Below are 18,970 nucleotides of genomic sequence, written 5' to 3'. Positions count from 1 at the left end.
TTGCAGTGGGCAAATCAAATATTTAAATGTTGGTAATTGTAGCAATTATTCAATTAATTTACTTTCTCTCGTAACATTAATCATTGCCCGGAGGATCAAAATTCATGACTAAACAACTAATATTTTTATTTCCCCTCACTTCATAGGTAAATTCATCTACACTTTGCAGAGCCAAAAAAATCCCTAGTCCACCGATGGGTCGATCTTCTGCTTCCAGACTAAGAATTGATTGATCAAATTGGCGATCGCGGGGATCGTAGGGCAAGCCAGTGTCCACCATAGTAACCTTTAATTGACAATCATCCGCTTCTACTTGGATGCTAATTTGATTATGACCCGGTGCATTGGCATAGCCATAATTAATAATATTAGTTGCTAGTTCATCCACCGCCAATCTTAGTTTATAAGCTCTTTTTTTGGGTAATCCAACCGCTTGAGCTTGCTCTAGAATATGTTTGCCAATGCTGTTTAAGGCATTTAGATCAGCGGAAAAATTTAAAATAGTCATGGCACCTAATTACGGTAAACAGCAATCATAGTAATGTCGTCGAACTGAATAGAACCATCAATATGTCCGATTAATTCTTGTTTAATTATGTCTAGAATTTCTGTTTTTGCTGAAAAATTGGCTGTTAATGTTTCCATCAATCGTTGACGACCAAAAAATTCTTTAGTTGGCGATCGAGCATCGGTAACGCCATCAGTATAACCAATCAACATTTCTCCAGGATCAATTTTTAAACTATCAATTGTAAAAGTAGAATTGGGCATCATTCCTACCGCAGGACCAGTGGATTTTAATCTATGCTTAATACCCTCAGAATTTAAGATAAAAACTGGTTCATGGCCAGCATTGATATAGCTCAGATTACCATTACTAATATCAATTACACCAAAAAATAGAGTGGCAAACATGGCCATGTCTCCGTGTTCTGTGGCAATGTAATCATTAGTGAGTCGCACTGCATTTAAAAATTGCACGATAACCTTTTTTTTGCCATTGCCATCATTGGCGCTGCATTTATAGTTAACGTCGCGGATACAGGTGTCCCCAGGCATTGTTTCCCCAGAAAATACCCTCAATAAACTGCGGAATAACCCCATAAACATAGCGGCACCTACCCCTTTATCGCATACGTCACCAATCACGATCGCCAAATAATCATCACCTAACAAAAAGGCGTCATAAAAGTCTCCAGAAACAGAGCGAGCCGGTTCAAAAACAGCATTTATCTGCCACTGTTGTAAATCAGGCAAGCTAATGGGTAAAAAGTTTTGCTGAATTTGTCGACCTTTTTCTAATTCCAAACGGTTAACCCCATCCTTAACTTCCTGAGCTATCAGGGTTTTAATTTGGTTTTTCATGTAGATAAAACTATTACCCAAAATACCAATTTCATCCTGACGATTGCCCTGGTTAATATTGATTTCATAATCTAAATCTCCCGCGGCGATCGCTTGGGAAGCCTTAGTTAGATCCAAAATAGGAACCGTGCTGTGGTGGATTACCATCCAGGAAGCATAGGCCACAATTCCCCCAATTACTAAAACTAGCAGATAACCAATTCTATTAACATTCAAAATAGCTGCTTGAATGTCAGATTCTGAATTTTCTACAATTAATCCCCAGGTTTTGGCTCCCCGCAGATGGACGGGAGAAAGATAGGAAAACTTACCTTGACTATAAACAAACCCACTTTGGTCATTGAGCAGCCGATTGACAAGGGGAGATTTTTTTTTGTTTTCTAGTACGCCGTAATTTTTGAAATCGGTGTCGGCATAAATATACCCCTCATAATTGACTAATAAAATACGCTCAAGCTCAGCATCTTTTAAAATTTTTTGAACAAAATCAGCAATAACTGGTAAGGGAATACATTCCACAACAATGCCAATTTGAGTTTGATCATTTTTGCTGTGGATAGGCACAATTAAACAATCTTTGCTCTCTGCATAGGTCTTTCCAGGAAATAACCGGTTTAAATGTCGATTTTTATCTTTTACTTCTTCAAACCAGTGCTTAAGAGGTAATCCTTTTTCTTGGTTGGCACCATCACTGCCCGCAACTAGTTCCCCCTCTTGGTTGGCAACAACGAAGAACCCATTCCATTGGTGAAATTTAATGAACTCGTTTAAAAAATACTGAGATGCTTCAACGTTGAATTCGACTATTGCCGGTTGGGAAGCAACAAAAGCTGTACTTTGTTGACGCTCTCGATCTGAACGGGAAATCAATTGGATAATCAATCTTGCCCGGCTTTGAAGATCTTGCTCTGCAATTTTTTTTAATTGTCTTCCGGTATAGGAGTCGATAAGAAAAATCCCTCCTAAGGTAGGAGGAATCAGACAAAGCAGGAGAAGTCCAACAATGCGAAACCGAATTGATTGTATGAAAGGTTGAATCAGTTTCATTTTCATTGGTTTAATTTACCAAAAGTAATTTAGCTCCTTACTAATATTCTATCTCCTCCATTTATGCGGTTGATTTTCAACTATGCACTGGCAAAACTTTGTTGTCTAGGAATGAAAATCATAGCTTTCCACTAAATGAAAACTGTGGTGTAATCCAGTTTGCTCAATAGTATCATTGACCATTTCCTGGGTACCCACTAAAAATATTTCCACGCCACTGCCCATTTTTTGTTTGGCAAAAACTAAGATACGTAAACCGGCACTGGACATATATTCCAATTGATCCATCATTAACACTAGTTTTGAAATTTCTGCTTGGGCAACTTCTTCGATTTTTTCCTTAAACAAAGGAGCAGTACCGCCGTCTAGTTCACCAATTAGGGTTAATTTAGCAGCGTTATTAATAATTTCCGATTCGATGTTGAAAGCCATGGTTTTTTACAAAAATCTAAATAATGGTGAATTGAAGGGAAAGGGAAATTTAAGACAATTTATTTAGCCAGTAAAATAACAACACTCCGATCGCCAATGAGTAGGGATGATTGGGAAGAGAGGGGGGGCTCCTGCCCAGGGGGATGGATATCTTCTGGAGGCTGGGCCCCTGTGTTGGCGAAAACGTGCCAAGTGGTGCCCACCGGGGGAGCTGGCAGTTCAAACCAAAGACTTTCGTAATGCATATTCATGGCCACATAAATTTGATTATCCTTAACTCGGCCACCTTTGGCATGGCGACCACAAAGCATAAAAGCTAAAACTCGGCTATCGGCGGACCAGTCAGCGTGCCAGGGCTTGACTCCGTGCCAACTAATATCGGGAAATCCCACACCAAGGTAATCGCAGTTTTGGAAATGTTCACTGTTGCGTAATACAGGGTGGGCTAGACGGAAAGCAATGCAGTGTTTGACAAACCGAAACCAAGCCTGGTTTTGTTCAAGTAAATGCCAATTGAGCCAATTGAAAGGGGAATCGTGGCAATAGGTATTATTGTTGCCGTCTTGGGTTTTGCCCATTTCGTCTCCCATCAACAGCATGGGCACCCCCTGACTCACCAACAAAATGGCGATCGCATTCCGCATTTGCCGGGCCCGGAGTCTGAGGATATCAGGGTTATCGGTGGGACCTTCTACCCCGCAGTTCCAACTGTAATTGTCGTTGGCTCCATCATTGCCATTTTCCCCGTTAGCGTAATTATGTTTGCCGTTATAGGCCACCAAATCCGCCAGGGTAAAGCCGTCGTGGGCCGTCACAAAATTGATCGAAGTGGAGGGAGGTCGTCCGGCTCCTTGATAAAGGTCGGGGGAACCCTGTAGCCTTTGGGCCATTTCCCCAATTACCCCCGCATCTCCTTTAATAAATTTTCGCACCGTATCTCGGTATTTCCCATTCCATTCGGCCCAGCGGCCATAACTGGGAAAAGATCCTACTTGGTATAGCCCACCGGCATCCCAGGCTTCAGCAATAAGTTTGGAACGGGCCAAAATGGGATCAAAGGCCAGGGTTTCCAAAAGAGGGGGATTGGCCAAGGGGTAGCCCCAGGGATCCCTTCCCAAAATAGAGGCTAAATCAAAGCGAAAACCATCAATATGAAATTCCGCTGTCCAGTATCGCAGACAGTCCAGCACCATGCCCCGCACAATGGGATTATTGCAGTTTAAGGTATTGCCAGTGCCACTAAAGTTGAAATAGTAACCCTCCGGGGTGAGCATGTAATAGGTTTTGTTATCCAATCCTCGAAAGGAAATGGTGGGGCCCCGTTCATTGCCCTCCGCCGTATGGTTAAAAACCACATCCAAAATGACGGAAATACCTACTTTATGCAGTTCCTTGACTAAGTTTTTCAACTCGTCAATCTGCATGCCGAATTTACCGGTGGCAGCGTAACCCGCTTTAGGTGCAAAAAAGTTAACGGTGCTATAACCCCAGTAGTTAACTAAAAATTCCCCCGTTTCTGGGTGGTAACGACTATGTTCAAACTCATCAAACTCGAATATCGGCATTAATTCGATGGTATTAACACCCAATTCCTGTAGATAGGGAATTTTGCTGAGAATGCCGGCGAAGGTGCCCCGGTGATTTTCCTTTACTCCGGAGGAAGGATCTTTGGTGAAACCCCGCACATGCATTTCATAAATGACCATGTCTTCGAGGGGAACATCCAGGGGGGAATCGTTTTCCCAATCAAAATCGTCAAAGCTGAGGCGGCCCCGGTGTTGATAAATATCGTCCCAATTGGGTTGGGTGCCCCAAACATCCCGGCCACTGACCACTTTGGCGTAGGGATCAAGAAGGACTTTACTGGGGTCAAACCAATGGCCCTGCTGGAAGTTATTGGGGCCTTCCATGCGATAGCCGTATTCCAGATTCTCAAAATCCAGGTCAAACACCACCATGCAATAGACATTACCAATGCGAAAAGATTCTGGAAAGGGAATCTCCACAAAGGGCTGGGGAGCCCGCTTCTCGAACAGTACTAGGGTGCAAGCGGTGCTATGGCTAGAGTAAATGGAAAAATTAACTCCCCCCGGCACAATGGTGGCCCCAAAGGGAAAGGGCTGGCCACAGCGGAGTTTGTAACCGTTAGCGGTGTGGGTGGGATGAATATCTATGCGTTCCATGGTGTCCTGCTAAAATGCCTCTTTGCCTTCGGCTAGGGTGGGACGGGTGGTGAAAAAGTCAAGAAATCCGGTCACGGCCATGGTGTCGATCAACTCCTCCGAAAGCCCTACTAATACTAATTGGGCTGAGTTGGCGGTGGTTTGGCGGTAGAGATAGAGCAAAAGCCGTAACCCCGCGCTGGACATATAGGGCACAGCGGTCATGTCCAGAAGAATTTTTGACCCCGGTTCCGCTAGGGGCAGAATCACTTCATGGATTTTCGGGGCCGTGTTGGCGTCCACTTCCCCGCTAAGGGTGACAACGGTAATGTCTTCCTGTTGATTAATTTGAATATCCATGGGGCTTAGGCAGTGGGGACTAAACGAACTTTGATTTTGACCCGTTCTTGGCTGTCGGGTAAGGTCACAGTTAAGCCCTGGGCATCGAAATTTTCATAGGGTTTGCCGTCAATTTCCACACTGGCGATCGCCACACTGCCAGGGGGAAGAATATCCGGGGATACCCGCAGAATACCGTCGGGGAAACCGTTAGGCAAGGGTTTGAAATAGAAATCCATGGGGTGCTTGGTGATCAGAAAATTGGTGTACACCGCCGCTAGATAACAAAGTTCAAAGGAATGGTAACCACTCATGGAGTGACTACCCTTAGCCCGTTCATTACCCCCCGCTAGGTAGGGAATGCCGTTGGCAAGGACGTTAAAGTAAATGCCCCCATCTTCTAAATCTAGGAACCAAGCGTTATAGAAAGCGGACGCCTCCTGGCCATGGCGGTGGTATTCTTCATCGTCCAAAATACCAGCCAAAATTAGATAGGCCAAAATCGCCTGTTCCTGTTGCCACCAGGCTTTGCGGTCATGCCAAACAAATTGATGGCAACGGCTATGGTTATCCAACAACCTTTCTACCACGTCGTACCAGCCGCCCCGCTGTTGGTCACTACCTACCGCCGGCATCAGGTCAGCAATTTTCTTGGCTAACTCCACATATTTTTCTTTGGACTTGAGGCTATTCATCCGCATCAAATTCCAGGCAATTTTGAGGTTGTGCCCCACCACAGCCCGATTTTGTTGCCAGCCCCAAGTGGTGTCGTGGCTCCAGTCTTCGTAAAAACGTTCTTGCACAAAGGGGCTATGGTCGTAGTCCGGGAAATATTTCTCAATGGTGTCGAAGGTATATTCCAACATATCGGCATATTTTTGCTCCCCGGTGGCCAACCATAGGTTAATTAGATAAGCCGGAGCGTGATCCCCCACGGAGTTCCAGTTCTTCCGGGCTTTGTTGGGACCGAGGGATTCACTGCGGGGATCCAACATCAAAGGGTCGAGATGGGAAAAGTACCCCCCATATTCGCTCTTGTCTAGGAAAAATTTGTCGAACAGTTTAATGGTCTGTTCTGCGTCATGGAGAATACGACGATCGCCAGTGCAACGGTAGGTCTGGATGGGGCCGGCTAAAGCGTAGATTTGTTCGTAGGCAGGAATAGCATCGTAATCATCGCCAAATTCGGACGCAAAGATTTTTTGTTCTTTTTCCCCCTGCACATCAATGGCGTGGTACCAGTAAATAATGTCTTCGTCCTTATCGACAAAGCGCATATGCTCCCGTAAATACTCCGTACCTTTTTCCGCCGCCTCCAAAAATTGGTCATCCCCGGTCATCATAAAGGCGGTAGCAAAGCCGTACACCAGGCGGGAAATGGTATCCGTTTCTTGGCGAAAATTCACCGTTGACCGCTCCCCACTCATGGACAAATCGGTGCGGTAATGGCGGTAATCAATCTCCCCGTCGCCAAATTGGGCTTTGATAAAAAACTTACCGAGGGAGTTTACCTGTTTAATCCACCAATCCTGTTTCTCAAACACGTATTCCGCTGGCTTTTTGCCTGCAAAGACCACCTGTTTCCCGTCAAAAATAGCCGTATCAGGGTAAAAAACGCCGTAAACGTAGAGAAATCGCCCTGGGGTTAACCAAGTCCGCATAGTGCCGGTGGCATCGGGATAACCTTCATCAAAGTTTTGGATCACTTTGGCGTAGGCCATGGGACTAAGTTTGACCTGAAACTCTTGGCCGTCGGAGGTTTTCAGACCAAAAATATCCGCTTCTTGGTCGTAACTTGTCACATAACCTGCAATCAGATCGGAAAAAGGAAAGTTAATTTTGGGACTCATATGTTGATGCCACGGGAAGGACGGAAAGGTTTTTAAGCTTCGATTTGCTCAACAAAAGTTTTGACAAATTCTTCAATCATGCCTGGATGTTTGCCGGTAATTAGATCGCCGTCAATTACCAACTCGGCGGTCTGATCCTCTTCATACACCACATCCGCTCCAGCATTTTCCACGTCACAAATAATGTTGTGGGCGCAGGTGACTTTTTTATCTTTAAGCAGATCGGGATCGGCGCAAAATAGCCATAAACTATGGCAAATGGTTCCCAGCTTTAACCCTTCAGTGGCCGCTGCTTTACGGAGAAAAATAACTGCGGGGGCTTGATTTTTTTCACCTTTTTTGACGGTGGCTTGGTACCGCAAGCGATCCATGGCGTAGGCCCCAATGGCAATAATGCCCTTGTAATCTTTGGGGTCAATATCATTCACTTCCGTGGTTACGGTGACGTGGTATTCCACTTGGTCATTTTCTGGGTTAGAACCAAACTTCAGTTCCGGTTGTCCCCACAAATGGCTGATATATTCCACTTCATAGCCCTGGGCGGGAAAATACTCATTAAACCAGCGATATTCAGTGCCATCAAAATGTTCTTCGATTAAGACACCAATCTTACCTTTTGTTGTGGTCATAAAGCTCCTAATTTGATGAGGAATAAATTTCTCCGAGGTTGGGAACCAGGGGGGATTTTTAAAAGTTATCTAAGAATTTTGCTCGAAAATTTCTTTTAGGGCGGCAAAAGCTCCAGCGGCTTTATTAAAGCCACCATAAACACACATGAAGGAGAGCACTTCTTCAATTTCTTCCTTAGTAGCACCCTGTTTTAGGGCCATATCCACATGGGCTTGAAAAGGGCCACTGAGGGTCTGATTAGCCACATCCACCGCAATGACAATTAGGGCTTTAGTTTTTTGATCAATTAATGGTAAACCCCAGGCTTCCCCCGCTACCCTGGTGCAAAAATCACCAAATTTAGGATTAATCCCACCCAGACCTGCCTGGAGGTCTTTATCATCCAGCACAGCGTTTTTAAACTCACTCATGGGGCTAACTCCTAGGTAGTGATTAGTTTTAGTAAACTATCAGGAGCAAACACGTCCCGATAAAAAGTGAGTTGTTCTGTTTTTAAATAACAGCCACCCCGGTGACCCCGGCGCACCCAGGTGACATTGCCCTTGGCGATCGTTTCGTGGGTTTCATCGTCCACACATTTCCATTCAAAGAAAGTATGTTCACCGTAAAACATGACAATGGGCCAGACCATGGTAACCCCAGGCTGAGCAATTAAAGCCCACCAATGTTTTTCCCGTTCCTGTTGTTGTTCCAGGCCAGAGTAGGGACCATCTTGGCAAAAGTAAACCAAATCTTCCCGGTATTCCCCGGTTAAAATATCTCCCCGACCCTGTCGCAAAGCTTCACAGTGGGTTGGCCACCAATCTTTGTTTTCCTGTTCAATAACTTCCAGGGTGTAAGAATCATCGATCGCCGGTAGGGTGGCTTCCTTTTGGGCTACGTAGGCAATGCCTTCAGCGATTAATTTCTCCTTGAGGGTATCGGGCACAAGGCCGGGCTGCGAATAGTCCGCTTTCAAACCTAAGTAGTAATTTTTTCTTGATGACATAGATGATTTGCCAAGATAACTAAAAGTAATCAGTTTAATTTAAGCAAAGCGGGGGTCAGTTCCGACGGGTGACGGGCTTGAAAAAATTCACCTGTTCAGAACCAGAATACTCCGCACTCCGAAAGAAAAATTCAAAGAGAACTAATTTGGTGCAAAGCATAGCATAATCTCCCGACTAAATTGCCACTGTAACGAAATGTTACTGAGGAAATCCAGCTCGACCCATTTCGACGTTTTGCAGCTATCATTCCTTGACAATTAGTCAATAATTCTTGACATTTTAATTGTCCCTAGACTGTCCATTGGCGATCGCCAAAATTTAACCATGTAAATATTTGTAAACGTACTAAGCCTAAGCTAGGGAAGATTCCTATAATGCCTGATAATTGGCAAGATTGCGGCGATCAGCTGGCTTGATTTCCCCTGGGTACTTAATCAAGGTATAGCTGATATGACCTGGACAACTTATTAATATATCTGAACATGAGAGCTGATTTTTTTCTGTCTGATAACAGAGCAGCATTGCTAAAAAGGGGGCTGACCATTATCCTTTCCTTTTTGGTGTTTACTAGCATTTTCTTGCTGCCATCTCCCAGTTTGGCAGAGGATGTTAAGGGGGCGGACGATCCCATTGTCGTAGCGGGCAACATTAAGGTAAAACCCGATAAAAAAGAAGAATTTATTGCCCTATCCCAGACATTTATTGAGCCTTCTCGGTCGGAACCTGGCTGTATTTCCTACAGTTTTTATGAGGATGAAACGGAAGATAATTCTTTTCTTTTTTTTGAAGTTTGGCGGAATCGAGCGGCCCTCGACTATCATTTTCAAACCCCTTACTTCCATGAATTTGTGGAAAAATCTCCTGATTTATTAGCTAAGCCAGCCGAAATTAAGATTTATAAAATAGCCGAAACGCAGACATTGTAAGTTTTCCTCAAATCCTAGTCAACGTCATGAAAACTTTACGTTTATCCCCATTACTTTCCAAGTTGTGCCTCATTTTACTGATAGTTTTAGGCACTTTGACCATAGCAATTCCTAAAGCCTTGGCAATTTCTACGTTGGATAATTTTCCCCATCCCAACATAGAAAAAACAGAAAAAATTCTGGGACCAGCAGGGGAAATTTTTGAATTTTCCACTTGCAATGCCGATGGTATTGGTTTCACCATTGCGGAAGCCCAGATTCCCCCAGGGGCGGGACCACTACCTCACATCCATCATTACACCAATGAGTGGTTTTGGACTCCGAAAGGGGGACTGCAACTATTTCAAAGTGTGAAAGAGTACCCCGATTTGGAGAATCCCGCCACCGATGAACAGGCCGGCAATACCACTGTGTACACTGTTAATACTGAACCCAATCAGATCGTTTACGGGCCCAAATATCGAGTCCATGGCTTTGCCAATACCACCACAGAAACCCGTCCTTTGACCTTTATTTGGTTGGAAGACGGCATTTCTCCTGAATACGAATTGCATGACGGTGGCATCCGGGAATATTTCCAGGACGTGGGCATTCCCATCAAAGATTTAAAGCATTTGCCAGCTATCACAGAGGAATCCAAAATAGAATTTGTCAGCCATGCTCCCCTTTATGGTATTAACCAAAGCTACTACTTTTTTGAGTATGTAGATGGGGTTAGCGGCAAGCTACCAACGTCATTAACTAAGTTAGAAAATGATCAGAGCTTAAACCGGATTATCGATACTATCAATGCCTACAATCAAGGCGATGCAACTGTTAAATGCTTTTAATACTTTCAACAATTTCTGGGAAAATTTATGAGTAAAGAACTAGGCTTTGCCATTCTTGGCGGCTGGATCTTAGGAGTGATTTTTGGCTTTTTCAAACTCCCCTTGCCCGTTCCCCCTTTTGAAGGCTTAGTCGCTGCCGGAGCCTGTCTTTTAGGCCAAGTCACTTACACGTTTATCAAGCAAAAATTTGGTTTTTAAATCTAAATTAGCCTGGAGAAGCAATTATGCTATTGAAAGTCAAACTTTGGGGTATTGGTCTAGTTTTAACTCTGACGTTGGGGACTATTCTGTTTTTGCAAAATTTTAGCGTTGCCGCAGAAACAGAAATTCATACCTTTGACGATATTCCCATGCCCAAATTAGCGGATCCCCTGCTAATTTATACTCCTGCCAACGAAATTTTTGATATTGCTTCCTGTAGTGCCAAGGACATTGGTTTTGCCATCGCCCACGCCCAAATTCCCCCCGGAGGCGGCCCCATGCCCCATATTCATTACTTCATCAATGAATGGTTTTGGACTCCGGAAGGCGGTATTGAACTGTTCCACAGCACTAAACAATATCCCAATATGGACGAGTTACCTGTGGTCGGGGGAGCCGGTCGGGGAGATTTGTATAGCATTCAAAGCGAACCCAAACAATTGATTTATTCTCCCAACCATTACATGCATGGTTTTGTTAATCCTACGGATAAAACATTACCCATTGTTTTTGTTTGGATGCGTAATGAAGTTGCACCGGATTTTCCCTACCATGACGGTGGGATGCGGGAATATTTTCAAGCTGTGGGGCCCCGCATTACTGATTTGAACAATTTACCGGAATTGACCAATGCCCAAAGGGCGGCCTTTGCTTCGGAAGCTCCCAAATATGGGATTAATCAAAGTTCCTACTTTATGGAATATGTCAACACCATTAGTGACAAATTACCTGCCCAAATTGCCAAACTAAAAAATGATAAAGACTTAGAGCGTATGGTGGAGGTAATTGAAGCTTTTAACCGTGGTGATAAATCGGTAACCTGCTCATGATTTCTTCCCCCAAAATCAAGTTTGGAGTTCATACTTTTATCTGGAAAAAAGAATTTCTTGGTAATGAAGAATATGTTTTCCAAGATGCTAAAAGGTGGGGATTTGATGGGATAGAAATTGCCACCCATTATTTCGACCAAATTGATCCCCTCCAACTTAAAAGTTATGGCGAAAAGTATGGTGTAGAGCTAACCTTTTGCACCAGTTTACCCCGGGGTTTATCCTTGACTACCAAGGATGAAGACTGCTGGCGGGAATCCATTGCTTATCTGGAAAGGGCAATTAAATTCTGTCAACAATGCGGCATCATTCAACTCTCTGGGCCGTTCCCCCATCCTGTGGGTTATCTCAGTGGAGAACCTCTGCAAAAACGGGAAAATGTTCGCATGCAGGAGGCCTTTAAGCTGGTAGCGGAAACTCTGATCAAAACTGATCTGAAGTTTGCTGTGGAACCCCTGAATCGTTTTCAAGGTTATGCTTTAAATACTGTAGCTCAAGGCTTAGAATTGCTCGATGCAGTGGATTGTCCTCAACTGGGGCTATTACTGGATTTATTCCACATGAATATTGAAGAAAAGGATGTAATCAAAGCTTTTTTACAAGCGAGCAATCATTGTTTTCATATCCATGCCTGTGCCAAAGACCGGGGCACTCCCGGCAGTGATTCCTTTGCTTGGGGCCATTGGTTTAAAGCCTTACAAACCATGGATTACCAAGGTTGGGTCACCATTGAAAGTTTTAATTTTGAGGATAAGGAATTGGCTAATGGAGCCCGCTTGTGGCGCACGGTGGCTCCCAGTAATGAAGCCCTTGCCCAAGATGGACTGAAATTTTTGCGACAAACTTATCAAACTAACTAAATTTACTCAGTCAATAATCTATGAATAGCCCCTTTATTCCTATCGCCTTGCCATCAAGCTTTGAGCATACCTATACCGACGTTGAAGGAGTGAATCTTCATGCCATTGAAGGGGGAAGCGGGCAACCATTACTTCTACTGGGGGGCTGGCCCCAAACCTGCTACGTCTGGCGGCTATTGCTAGAACAATTGGGAGAGCATTTCCGGGTAATTGCCCTGGATATGAGGGGTCAGGGGGATTCCGATATTCCCGATGGCCCCTATGATTGCGGCACAGCGGCGAGGGAAATTAAAGCCTTTTTAGCCAAAAAAGAAATTAATTCTTTTTACTTAGTGGGTCATGATGTGGGGGCTTGGGTTGCCTTTACAGTGCTGAAATTTTTTCCAGAAGCTGTGCTGGGGGCAGGATTAATTGATGCAGCTATTCCCGGTTTGGTTAGTAACGATTTCTTCTCTGTGGTTAATGCACCAAAAGTTTGGCAGTTTTATTTTCATATGGTGCCGGATTTAGCTAGTAGTTTGGTTACAGGAAAAGAAAATGAATATCTCAGTTGGTATTTCACTAATAAATCTAAACGGAAGCAGAATCTTACCCCCGAAGTCATGGATTACTATGCTCGTTACTATAGTCGTCCTGGGGCAATGAAAGCTGGTTTTCTTTGGTACTCTGCCCTAGAGGAAACAACAAAGGCTAATACTCCCACGGCGGAGACGCATTTTAGTCAGCCAATTTTTACTATGGGGGGAGAATTTGCCACTAAATCTTTAATTTATAACGGTTTATCTCCCTATTGTGATGACATTACTGGTTACGTGATTGAACAGTGTGGCCATTACATTCCTGAGGAAGCACCGGAGGAAATTTTCCAGGCAATTTTAACCACTTTTGCAACCACCAAGGAGTCCTGAATTATGCAAAGAAGAGATCTGTTTAAATATGGCCTGGCCACCGGAGCCGGGGCGATCGCCAGTTACGCTTTGATGGGCAATAAGCCACTGTTGGCGCAACAATCTAGCAATAGGGGCGGTAAATTTTGGCCCGACAATATCCGTTTGCCTATTTCCCTGTCTTTAATGTTTGAAACAGGCAGTCAGCCGGCCAAAGGTGCTCCTACTCCCTTTGGAAACTTTACCCCGCCGCCGGATTACTACGATATGCCCACCATTACTTGGTACCGCTATGGCTATACGGAAGGGGTTCCCCGTATTCTCGATTTACTAGATAAGTACAAAATTAAAATCACTTCCCACATGTCTGGGCGCACGGTGGAAATGTATCCAGACCGGGCCAAGGAAATTGTCCAACGGGGCCATGAAGCGGCGGCCCATGGTTGGGATTGGGACAATGAATTTAATATGACCGCGCCCCAGGAAAGGGACTTTATTCAACGTAATGTGGACATAATCCTAAAAGTTACAGGACAGCGGGCAGTGGGCTACAATGCCCCGGGTTTACGGGGTTCTGTCAATATTCTTACTGTACTGAATGAATTGGGTTTTGTTTATCACATTGATGATGTCAGCCGGGATGAACCTTTCATTGTTAACCTCAACAACGGCAAATCTATCATGGTGGTGCCCTACGCCGTTTATCTGAATGATATTCGTGCTTATGAGGCCCGCTTCTTTTCCTCTGGCCAGTACTTAACCGAGTTGAAAAACTCTTTCGATCGCCTTTATGAGGAAGCTGCCTATCGACGACGGATGATGGCGGTAACAATGCACGATCGCCTGCAACGGCCGGAGCATGTTTATGTATTTGAAGATTTTCTTAAGTATGTGATGGCAAAACCAGGGGTGGCGTTTATGAAAAAAATTGACATTGCCAACTTTGCATTAAATGACCCCAATACCATTCGGGAAGATATTCAAAATGTTTATCCCAATGTGCCTAATTTTGTCCCTAGTGCCACCAGTTAATTAACAGAATAATTAGCCTAAAATATCCCAGCAATTTTGTTGTCAAACAAGGAATTTCACCATGCTCAAATTTACTTTTACTCCGCTATTAACTACCATTGCTTTAACGGGTTTAGCTCTACCAGCTTTGGCCCTAGAAGAAACCCCCGTTTTACCTGCGGAAATTGCCATTAAAGCGGCCCAGTCGGCGATCGCCGCTTGTCGTCAGGAAGGTTATGGGGTTACGGCCACCGTCGTCAATCCCGAAGGTAATGTGTTGGTGGTCATTCGTAGCGATGGGGCCCTTGTGCATACGGTGCAAACTTCATTCAATAAAGCCTATTCCGCCGTTACCCTAGCTACCAATCATAATTTGGACAGGACTTCTGGTATTTTGGCGTCAATGCAAGCAAAGGGAGCCCAGGGAGTGGGCACATGGCCCATGCCTGCCGATCCCCTCACGGGCATCACCCTTTTTCCCGGCGGAGTGACCTTGATTTCCCAGGGCAAAGTGGTGGGAGGCTTGGGGGTTTCCGGCACTCCCATTGGGATGGTGGACGAAGGTTGTGCCATTAAAGGTCGGGATGCTGTTCTGCCAGATTTACGTTAAGTGAAAATAGTTAAGAATCGGGCAAAAATATCAGTCTTCTTCCTATTTATTGCAACTCCAGCAAAATAATGGTGCCGTGGTAAGCGGCGATCGCCAAATTTTTGCCGTTGGGATGGAAAGATACACTGCCCAATCTTTCTAAATTGGGGTTATATTGCCCCAATAATTGTCCCTGTAAATTCCACACTCTTAAAATGCCATCGTCGGAAACGGTGGCAATTAAATTGTCTTGGTTGATGGCAACCCCAGTAACCCACCCATCATCAAGCACATCAATTTTTAATATTTCTTGGCCATCAAGATTAAACACCCGAGCTGTGCCATCAAAACCAGCTGTAACTAACAACTTACCATCTTGACTAAAATCGACATCATTGAGGCGACCTTGATCGGTTTCGATAATTCTTACAACTTTTCCAGCGGGATTTAGTAACGTAATTTCGCCAATATCTTGGGTGACAGCAATCAAGTTTGTCTGGGCATTAAAGTCCATATTACGACTCACCCCAGGACGAGTTACAGTAAACAGTGGTTCTTTAATGTTTGACCAACCTTCAATAGTGCCGTCATCGGAACTGGTGACTACCCCCATATCATCACTCAAGAAAACTACATCGGTAACAGCAGAAGTGTGGCCTAGAATTTCCCCCAATACATTGCCCTGCACATCCCAAATACGGGCAACACCGTTGTAGCCAGCGGTAATAATGGCTTTCCCGTCCCTGCTAAAGGCACCGTTAAAAATCATAGCTACAGGCTTACCAGCAAATTCCCGCACCAATTCTCCATCCGCTGTCCAAAGTTTAGCCAAACCATCGGTGGCAGTAGAGAGCAAATAATTGCCATCTTGACTGTAATGAATTTGAATAATTGCTTCCCCTTTGAGCGTATGACCCTGGTAACTTTTAATAACTTCTAGCTGAATGGGGGATTGGTTTACACTCCGCGCTACAGGGGCGTTATTAACCGAGGGCGTTTTAGCAATAACCTGGGCGCCCGCGAAACTAATGGTTAATCCCAGTAAAAAACTAACTAGAAATTTATGTTTCATCTTGCTATTAATCCTTAATAAGATAAATTAAAAACCCAAACCTGTCCCTGACTGCTGGTGGCCGCTAACTGCTTGCCATCGGGAGAAAAACTCAAGCTAGTTAAGCGGGCATTAACCAACGGTAATTCATAAATTAATTGACCATCTTTTTGCCAAAATCTAATCGTACCGTCGTCACTGGCGGTGGCTAGCCATTCACCTTTAGGATAGAACTGGGCACTGTTAACCCAACCGGTGGGCACAACTTTATATTCATGGATTAATTCCCCTGCTAAATTCCATAACTTGGCAGAACCATTAATGCCTGAAGTTAATAATTGTTCACCATTCGGACTAAAGTTAACATTATTAATTCGCCCTTGGCCTGTGGAAATTTCCCGTTCAATTTTGCCGTTGGGATTAATTAAATGGAGGGAACCGCTATCGGAAACACTAGCAATTAAAAGTCCCTGGGGATGGTACGCCAAATTTCGAGCTGTACCTGATTTTAAAACACTAGCTATTTCTTGACCTTGGCGGGTAAAAATTTTAGTTTGGCCATCATCAGAACAGGTGACAATAATTTGACTGTCGGGACTAAATATGGCATCGGCCACCGCTGCTCGATGGGGCTGTTGTTCCTCCAGTAGCTCCCCCTGCAAATTCCACAAGCGAATGGTACCGTCATAGCCAGTGGTGATTAAAATTTGGCGATCGGGGGAAAGACGAGCATTGAACATGGGGGGCTTTTGACCCTGTAGTTGCCCCAGCATTTCCCCTTCTTTAGTCCATAAAGTGCCCACGCCATCTGCGGCCGCCGTTAGTAAAAATTGTCCGTCGGGACTAAAATGGATACGGTTAATAGCCACATCAGACCCCGTAAATTGTCGCTCAAGATTTAGCTTAATGCCAGATTGATTAACCACCGGCGCAGAAACTTTAACTTCTGCTGTAACTATTTCTTCCTTGATTAAAAAAAGGCTGAAAGTTAGTAAAAATACAGGAAAAATACGCATTTAAAAAATCCTGAATTGAGAATAAAAACTGAAATATTTTTTTGAAAAAAAGTCTAATTATGTAGAGATTAAATTCAATTTATCCTTCATTGGGATAGCAAGCTTCCCCCTGGTCGAACAGGGCTTGGAGTTCCTCGATGTTATCGGGATGAATAAAAACAGAACCCCGCTCATTGTAATAATCCTTAGTTCCCACAAAGCCGCCGGTGATATCGTGGGGAATTCCCCAAAGGGCTGTTTGTAAAAACTCTTTCTGTGCCAAGGGGATGGACTGGTTGCTGTTGGATCCATCAAGGTTATCAATTCCTTCAAATCGTTCGGAAATGCCATAGCCAGGAGCCCAAACATTATAAAAACCCCGGACTTCCGCTTTCCCCGGAGTTTCATTACGAAAATAATGCACCATCCCCCTAGGAGAAAAAATTATTTCCCCTTGATCTTCGAGAACGGAACCAACTTTAATGGGGTCAACATTAATCCCAGGAATTTGACCGACTTGTAACGGGGCCTGAAATTCCTGAGAACTATAAAGCCGAACTTGGGATGGTTCCGTAGAAAAAAACCACTCATCGGAAGCGTAATGAAAATGGGGCGGCGGACCAGCATTAGGGGTTAAGATAGCCTCCGCCATTTGATACAAGCCACAGGTATCAGCCGGTGTTCTCAACATAATTAATACGTCTTTGCCTGGAGTTTCGAAAGCCACAGGATCTTTAAGAAATCTGGGCATGGTTAATTTCAAACCCGTATCGGGAAAATCATAAACAATTCGTTCCTGAATGCCTCGAATATTGCTCGCCGATGGTGTATAGATATTTTGATTATCTAAAGTTGCAACGGCTTTAGCTGTTTGTAAGGTGGTAACGGTGGCAACAGTGACAACAAAGATAATAACTAAAGTAATAAGGGAATTAGACAAAAATCCAGCTAAAAAATTAACCTGTTTCATGGAAAATATTTCGATGGCTTTAGTGAGATACTTTTCTTTATATTTCGCTTGATCGTCTTCCGTAAAAAAAGCTTAAGGGTTACCAACCATGGACAAGGGTAAAAGTTTAAGGCACTAAACGGGATTTAATTTTTTCAATACCTTTCAGACCACAGGTTTGGTCTAAATTACCATTGGGTGAACCAGAAACGCCGATCGCCGCCACTAATTGGTCTCCCACTTTAATGGCTGAGCCGCCGGTGCTAAAACTAAGACCAGTAATAGGATTGGGAGCCAAGGGCACAGAACCCACAGGCAAAGGAGCTGGGGTCATCTTTTGGGCGATCGCCCCAGTGGAATCTTGCCCAGTGATGGGGCCCAGGGTAATCAAAGTAAAGGCTTTATAAAAACTATTTTCGATGGTGTGGGGGGTGGCGTCATCTCCCCGAATTACAGCTTGTACTAAACCTTCTCGATTGACCACCGTGGCGGTGACGTTATAACCATCCTGTTGACAGGTATTGACCGCTTCCATGGCCGCTTCTACTGCTAGGCTTATGGGCAATTGATAATAGGTTTTTAGGGCTAGGGCGTCAGGAACAAGGGCTAAAGATAAACCAAGGGAAATCCCCAACACTAAACAAGGCTGGAAAAAACGTTTGCTCACTTTCACAGAAATTTGCCTCTAGTTAGTGAAATAATCCTAATTTTACTCATAGTTAAGACTTTTAAAAAATTGATTTTGTGCCGCCGCAACAGGGTAAACTACGACGGGAATCTAATCATTAAGATTAATCATACTTATTTTTTGGCAATTCAACGATCTGTATCACTAATTGAGTTGCTTAAATGAAAAATTTCTTGCTTTGGCTAGAACCTATTAGAACCCATTGCCCAATGGCGATCGCCAGCTTGAACTTATGTTTTGGCAGATACTCCAGGCAATTTTAAACCAAAATCTAACTCCACTTACATAATTTGTACTTAGTTTACGAAACGTATCTAAATTTTGGGGACTTAATTAGGC

General features: G+C 44.1%; 21 protein-coding genes. 8 read left to right on the top strand and 13 right to left on the bottom strand.

The annotated features are described in order from the left end of the window. Positions 1-76 precede the first annotated feature (76 nt). The 9 genes from C7I86_RS05620 to C7I86_RS05580 form a co-directional block, all read right to left on the bottom strand. The gene (locus C7I86_RS05620) at positions 77-508 is read right to left on the bottom strand and encodes an anti-sigma regulatory factor (RefSeq protein WP_010872285.1); all 432 of its coding nucleotides are present in this window, start codon (positions 506-508) and stop codon (positions 77-79) included. A gap of 5 nt (positions 509-513) precedes the next feature. Then, positions 514-2,418, bottom strand: a complete 1,905-nt coding sequence (locus tag C7I86_RS05615; RefSeq protein WP_010872284.1) for a SpoIIE family protein phosphatase — start codon at positions 2,416-2,418, stop codon at positions 514-516. A 99-nt stretch (positions 2,419-2,517) separates the two neighbouring features. Next, complete coding sequence (locus C7I86_RS05610) at positions 2,518-2,844, bottom strand: anti-sigma factor antagonist (RefSeq protein WP_010872283.1); 327 nt, start codon at positions 2,842-2,844, stop codon at positions 2,518-2,520. Positions 2,845-2,903: 59 nt separating this feature from the next. Beyond that, positions 2,904-5,027 carry a glycogen debranching protein GlgX gene (gene glgX / locus C7I86_RS05605; protein WP_010872282.1) on the bottom strand — a complete coding sequence of 708 codons (2,124 nt, stop codon included), beginning with the start codon at positions 5,025-5,027 and terminating at the stop codon, positions 2,904-2,906. Between the two features lie 9 nt (positions 5,028-5,036). After that, positions 5,037-5,366: an anti-sigma factor antagonist gene (locus C7I86_RS05600; RefSeq protein WP_010872281.1), complete on the bottom strand. Its 330-nt coding sequence runs from the start codon at positions 5,364-5,366 to the stop codon at positions 5,037-5,039. A 5-nt stretch (positions 5,367-5,371) separates the two neighbouring features. Next, positions 5,372-7,195, bottom strand: coding sequence for an AGE family epimerase/isomerase (locus C7I86_RS05595; protein WP_010872280.1), 1,824 nt, complete (start codon positions 7,193-7,195; stop codon positions 5,372-5,374). Between the two features lie 32 nt (positions 7,196-7,227). Beyond that, positions 7,228-7,824, bottom strand: coding sequence for a DJ-1/PfpI family protein (locus C7I86_RS05590; RefSeq protein WP_010872279.1), 597 nt, complete (start codon positions 7,822-7,824; stop codon positions 7,228-7,230). A 69-nt stretch (positions 7,825-7,893) separates the two neighbouring features. Next, on the bottom strand, positions 7,894-8,235 hold the full coding sequence (locus tag C7I86_RS05585; protein WP_010872278.1) for a carboxymuconolactone decarboxylase family protein: 342 nt from the start codon (positions 8,233-8,235) through the stop codon (positions 7,894-7,896). Between the two features lie 11 nt (positions 8,236-8,246). Then, positions 8,247-8,813, bottom strand: a complete 567-nt coding sequence (locus tag C7I86_RS05580; RefSeq protein ID WP_010872277.1) for a hypothetical protein — start codon at positions 8,811-8,813, stop codon at positions 8,247-8,249. 483 nt (positions 8,814-9,296) lie between these two features. Between C7I86_RS05580 and C7I86_RS05575 the strand changes: the two genes are divergently transcribed. From C7I86_RS05575 to C7I86_RS05545, 8 genes are all read left to right on the top strand, one after another. Beyond that, positions 9,297-9,740 carry a putative quinol monooxygenase gene (locus C7I86_RS05575; protein WP_010872276.1) on the top strand — a complete coding sequence of 148 codons (444 nt, stop codon included), beginning with the start codon at positions 9,297-9,299 and terminating at the stop codon, positions 9,738-9,740. 26 nt (positions 9,741-9,766) lie between these two features. Then, the gene (locus C7I86_RS05570; RefSeq protein ID WP_010872275.1) at positions 9,767-10,570 is read left to right on the top strand and encodes a cupin domain-containing protein; all 804 of its coding nucleotides are present in this window, start codon (positions 9,767-9,769) and stop codon (positions 10,568-10,570) included. Positions 10,571-10,597: 27 nt separating this feature from the next. After that, positions 10,598-10,768: a hypothetical protein gene (locus C7I86_RS18915; RefSeq protein ID WP_020861642.1), complete on the top strand. Its 171-nt coding sequence runs from the start codon at positions 10,598-10,600 to the stop codon at positions 10,766-10,768. 26 nt (positions 10,769-10,794) lie between these two features. Next, complete coding sequence (locus C7I86_RS05565) at positions 10,795-11,601, top strand: cupin domain-containing protein (protein WP_010872274.1); 807 nt, start codon at positions 10,795-10,797, stop codon at positions 11,599-11,601. Further along, positions 11,598-12,461 carry a sugar phosphate isomerase/epimerase gene (locus tag C7I86_RS05560; RefSeq protein WP_010872273.1) on the top strand — a complete coding sequence of 288 codons (864 nt, stop codon included), beginning with the start codon at positions 11,598-11,600 and terminating at the stop codon, positions 12,459-12,461. The genes C7I86_RS05565 and C7I86_RS05560 overlap by 4 nt, the downstream gene beginning before the upstream one ends. A 20-nt stretch (positions 12,462-12,481) precedes the next feature. Further along, complete coding sequence (locus C7I86_RS05555; RefSeq protein WP_010872272.1) at positions 12,482-13,369, top strand: alpha/beta fold hydrolase; 888 nt, start codon at positions 12,482-12,484, stop codon at positions 13,367-13,369. Positions 13,370-13,372: 3 nt separating this feature from the next. Next, positions 13,373-14,380, top strand: coding sequence for a polysaccharide deacetylase family protein (locus C7I86_RS05550; RefSeq protein ID WP_010872271.1), 1,008 nt, complete (start codon positions 13,373-13,375; stop codon positions 14,378-14,380). Between the two features lie 61 nt (positions 14,381-14,441). After that, complete coding sequence (locus C7I86_RS05545) at positions 14,442-14,969, top strand: heme-binding protein (protein WP_010872270.1); 528 nt, start codon at positions 14,442-14,444, stop codon at positions 14,967-14,969. Between the two features lie 46 nt (positions 14,970-15,015). Here C7I86_RS05545 and C7I86_RS05540 read toward each other — a convergent pair whose 3' ends face one another. The 4 genes from C7I86_RS05540 to C7I86_RS05525 all read right to left on the bottom strand — a co-directional run bounded on the left by C7I86_RS05540 (position 15,016) and on the right by C7I86_RS05525 (position 18,610). Continuing rightward, on the bottom strand, positions 15,016-16,020 hold the full coding sequence (locus tag C7I86_RS05540) for a WD40 repeat domain-containing protein (protein ID WP_010872269.1): 1,005 nt from the start codon (positions 16,018-16,020) through the stop codon (positions 15,016-15,018). Positions 16,021-16,034: 14 nt separating this feature from the next. After that, on the bottom strand, positions 16,035-17,015 hold the full coding sequence (locus C7I86_RS05535) for a WD40 repeat domain-containing protein (RefSeq protein ID WP_010872268.1): 981 nt from the start codon (positions 17,013-17,015) through the stop codon (positions 16,035-16,037). Between the two features lie 79 nt (positions 17,016-17,094). After that, positions 17,095-17,964 (bottom strand): hypothetical protein, encoded by an 870-nt coding sequence (locus C7I86_RS05530; protein ID WP_010872267.1) that lies wholly within the window; start codon positions 17,962-17,964, stop codon positions 17,095-17,097. Positions 17,965-18,070: 106 nt separating this feature from the next. Next, a complete protein-coding gene (locus C7I86_RS05525; protein WP_231848051.1) occupies positions 18,071-18,610 on the bottom strand; it encodes a heme-binding protein in 540 nt (179 codons plus the stop codon). Positions 18,611-18,970: the final 360 nt, after the last annotated feature.

The sequence above is a fragment of the Synechocystis sp. IPPAS B-1465 genome (assembly GCF_003015225.1).
Lineage (GTDB): Bacteria > Cyanobacteriota > Cyanobacteriia > Cyanobacteriales > Microcystaceae > Synechocystis.
This window is presented reverse-complemented; position numbering and strand designations above follow the sequence as displayed.

Excerpts from the sequence above, each read along its gene's own strand:
- C7I86_RS05620 (WP_010872285.1), bottom strand. The coding sequence starts at position 508 with ATGACTATTTTAAATTTTTCCGCTGATCTAAATGCCTTAAACAGCATT.
- C7I86_RS05610 (WP_010872283.1), bottom strand. The coding sequence starts at position 2,844 with ATGGCTTTCAACATCGAATCGGAAATTATTAATAACGCTGCTAAATTA.
- C7I86_RS05540 (WP_010872269.1), bottom strand. The coding sequence starts at position 16,020 with ATGAAACATAAATTTCTAGTTAGTTTTTTACTGGGATTAACCATTAGT.
- C7I86_RS05545 (WP_010872270.1), top strand. The coding sequence starts at position 14,442 with ATGCTCAAATTTACTTTTACTCCGCTATTAACTACCATTGCTTTAACG.
- C7I86_RS05590 (WP_010872279.1), bottom strand. The coding sequence starts at position 7,824 with ATGACCACAACAAAAGGTAAGATTGGTGTCTTAATCGAAGAACATTTT.
- C7I86_RS05560 (WP_010872273.1), top strand. The coding sequence starts at position 11,598 with ATGATTTCTTCCCCCAAAATCAAGTTTGGAGTTCATACTTTTATCTGG.
- C7I86_RS05600 (WP_010872281.1), bottom strand. The coding sequence starts at position 5,366 with ATGGATATTCAAATTAATCAACAGGAAGACATTACCGTTGTCACCCTT.
- C7I86_RS05535 (WP_010872268.1), bottom strand. The coding sequence starts at position 17,015 with ATGCGTATTTTTCCTGTATTTTTACTAACTTTCAGCCTTTTTTTAATC.
- C7I86_RS05615 (WP_010872284.1), bottom strand. The coding sequence starts at position 2,418 with ATGAAAATGAAACTGATTCAACCTTTCATACAATCAATTCGGTTTCGC.
- C7I86_RS05565 (WP_010872274.1), top strand. The coding sequence starts at position 10,795 with ATGCTATTGAAAGTCAAACTTTGGGGTATTGGTCTAGTTTTAACTCTG.
- C7I86_RS05580 (WP_010872277.1), bottom strand. The coding sequence starts at position 8,813 with ATGTCATCAAGAAAAAATTACTACTTAGGTTTGAAAGCGGACTATTCG.
- C7I86_RS05530 (WP_010872267.1), bottom strand. The coding sequence starts at position 17,964 with ATGAAACAGGTTAATTTTTTAGCTGGATTTTTGTCTAATTCCCTTATT.
- C7I86_RS18915 (WP_020861642.1), top strand. The coding sequence starts at position 10,598 with ATGAGTAAAGAACTAGGCTTTGCCATTCTTGGCGGCTGGATCTTAGGA.
- C7I86_RS05585 (WP_010872278.1), bottom strand. The coding sequence starts at position 8,235 with ATGAGTGAGTTTAAAAACGCTGTGCTGGATGATAAAGACCTCCAGGCA.
- C7I86_RS05550 (WP_010872271.1), top strand. The coding sequence starts at position 13,373 with ATGCAAAGAAGAGATCTGTTTAAATATGGCCTGGCCACCGGAGCCGGG.
- C7I86_RS05570 (WP_010872275.1), top strand. The coding sequence starts at position 9,767 with ATGAAAACTTTACGTTTATCCCCATTACTTTCCAAGTTGTGCCTCATT.
- C7I86_RS05575 (WP_010872276.1), top strand. The coding sequence starts at position 9,297 with ATGAGAGCTGATTTTTTTCTGTCTGATAACAGAGCAGCATTGCTAAAA.
- C7I86_RS05555 (WP_010872272.1), top strand. The coding sequence starts at position 12,482 with ATGAATAGCCCCTTTATTCCTATCGCCTTGCCATCAAGCTTTGAGCAT.
- glgX (WP_010872282.1), bottom strand. The coding sequence starts at position 5,027 with ATGGAACGCATAGATATTCATCCCACCCACACCGCTAACGGTTACAAA.
- C7I86_RS05595 (WP_010872280.1), bottom strand. The coding sequence starts at position 7,195 with ATGAGTCCCAAAATTAACTTTCCTTTTTCCGATCTGATTGCAGGTTAT.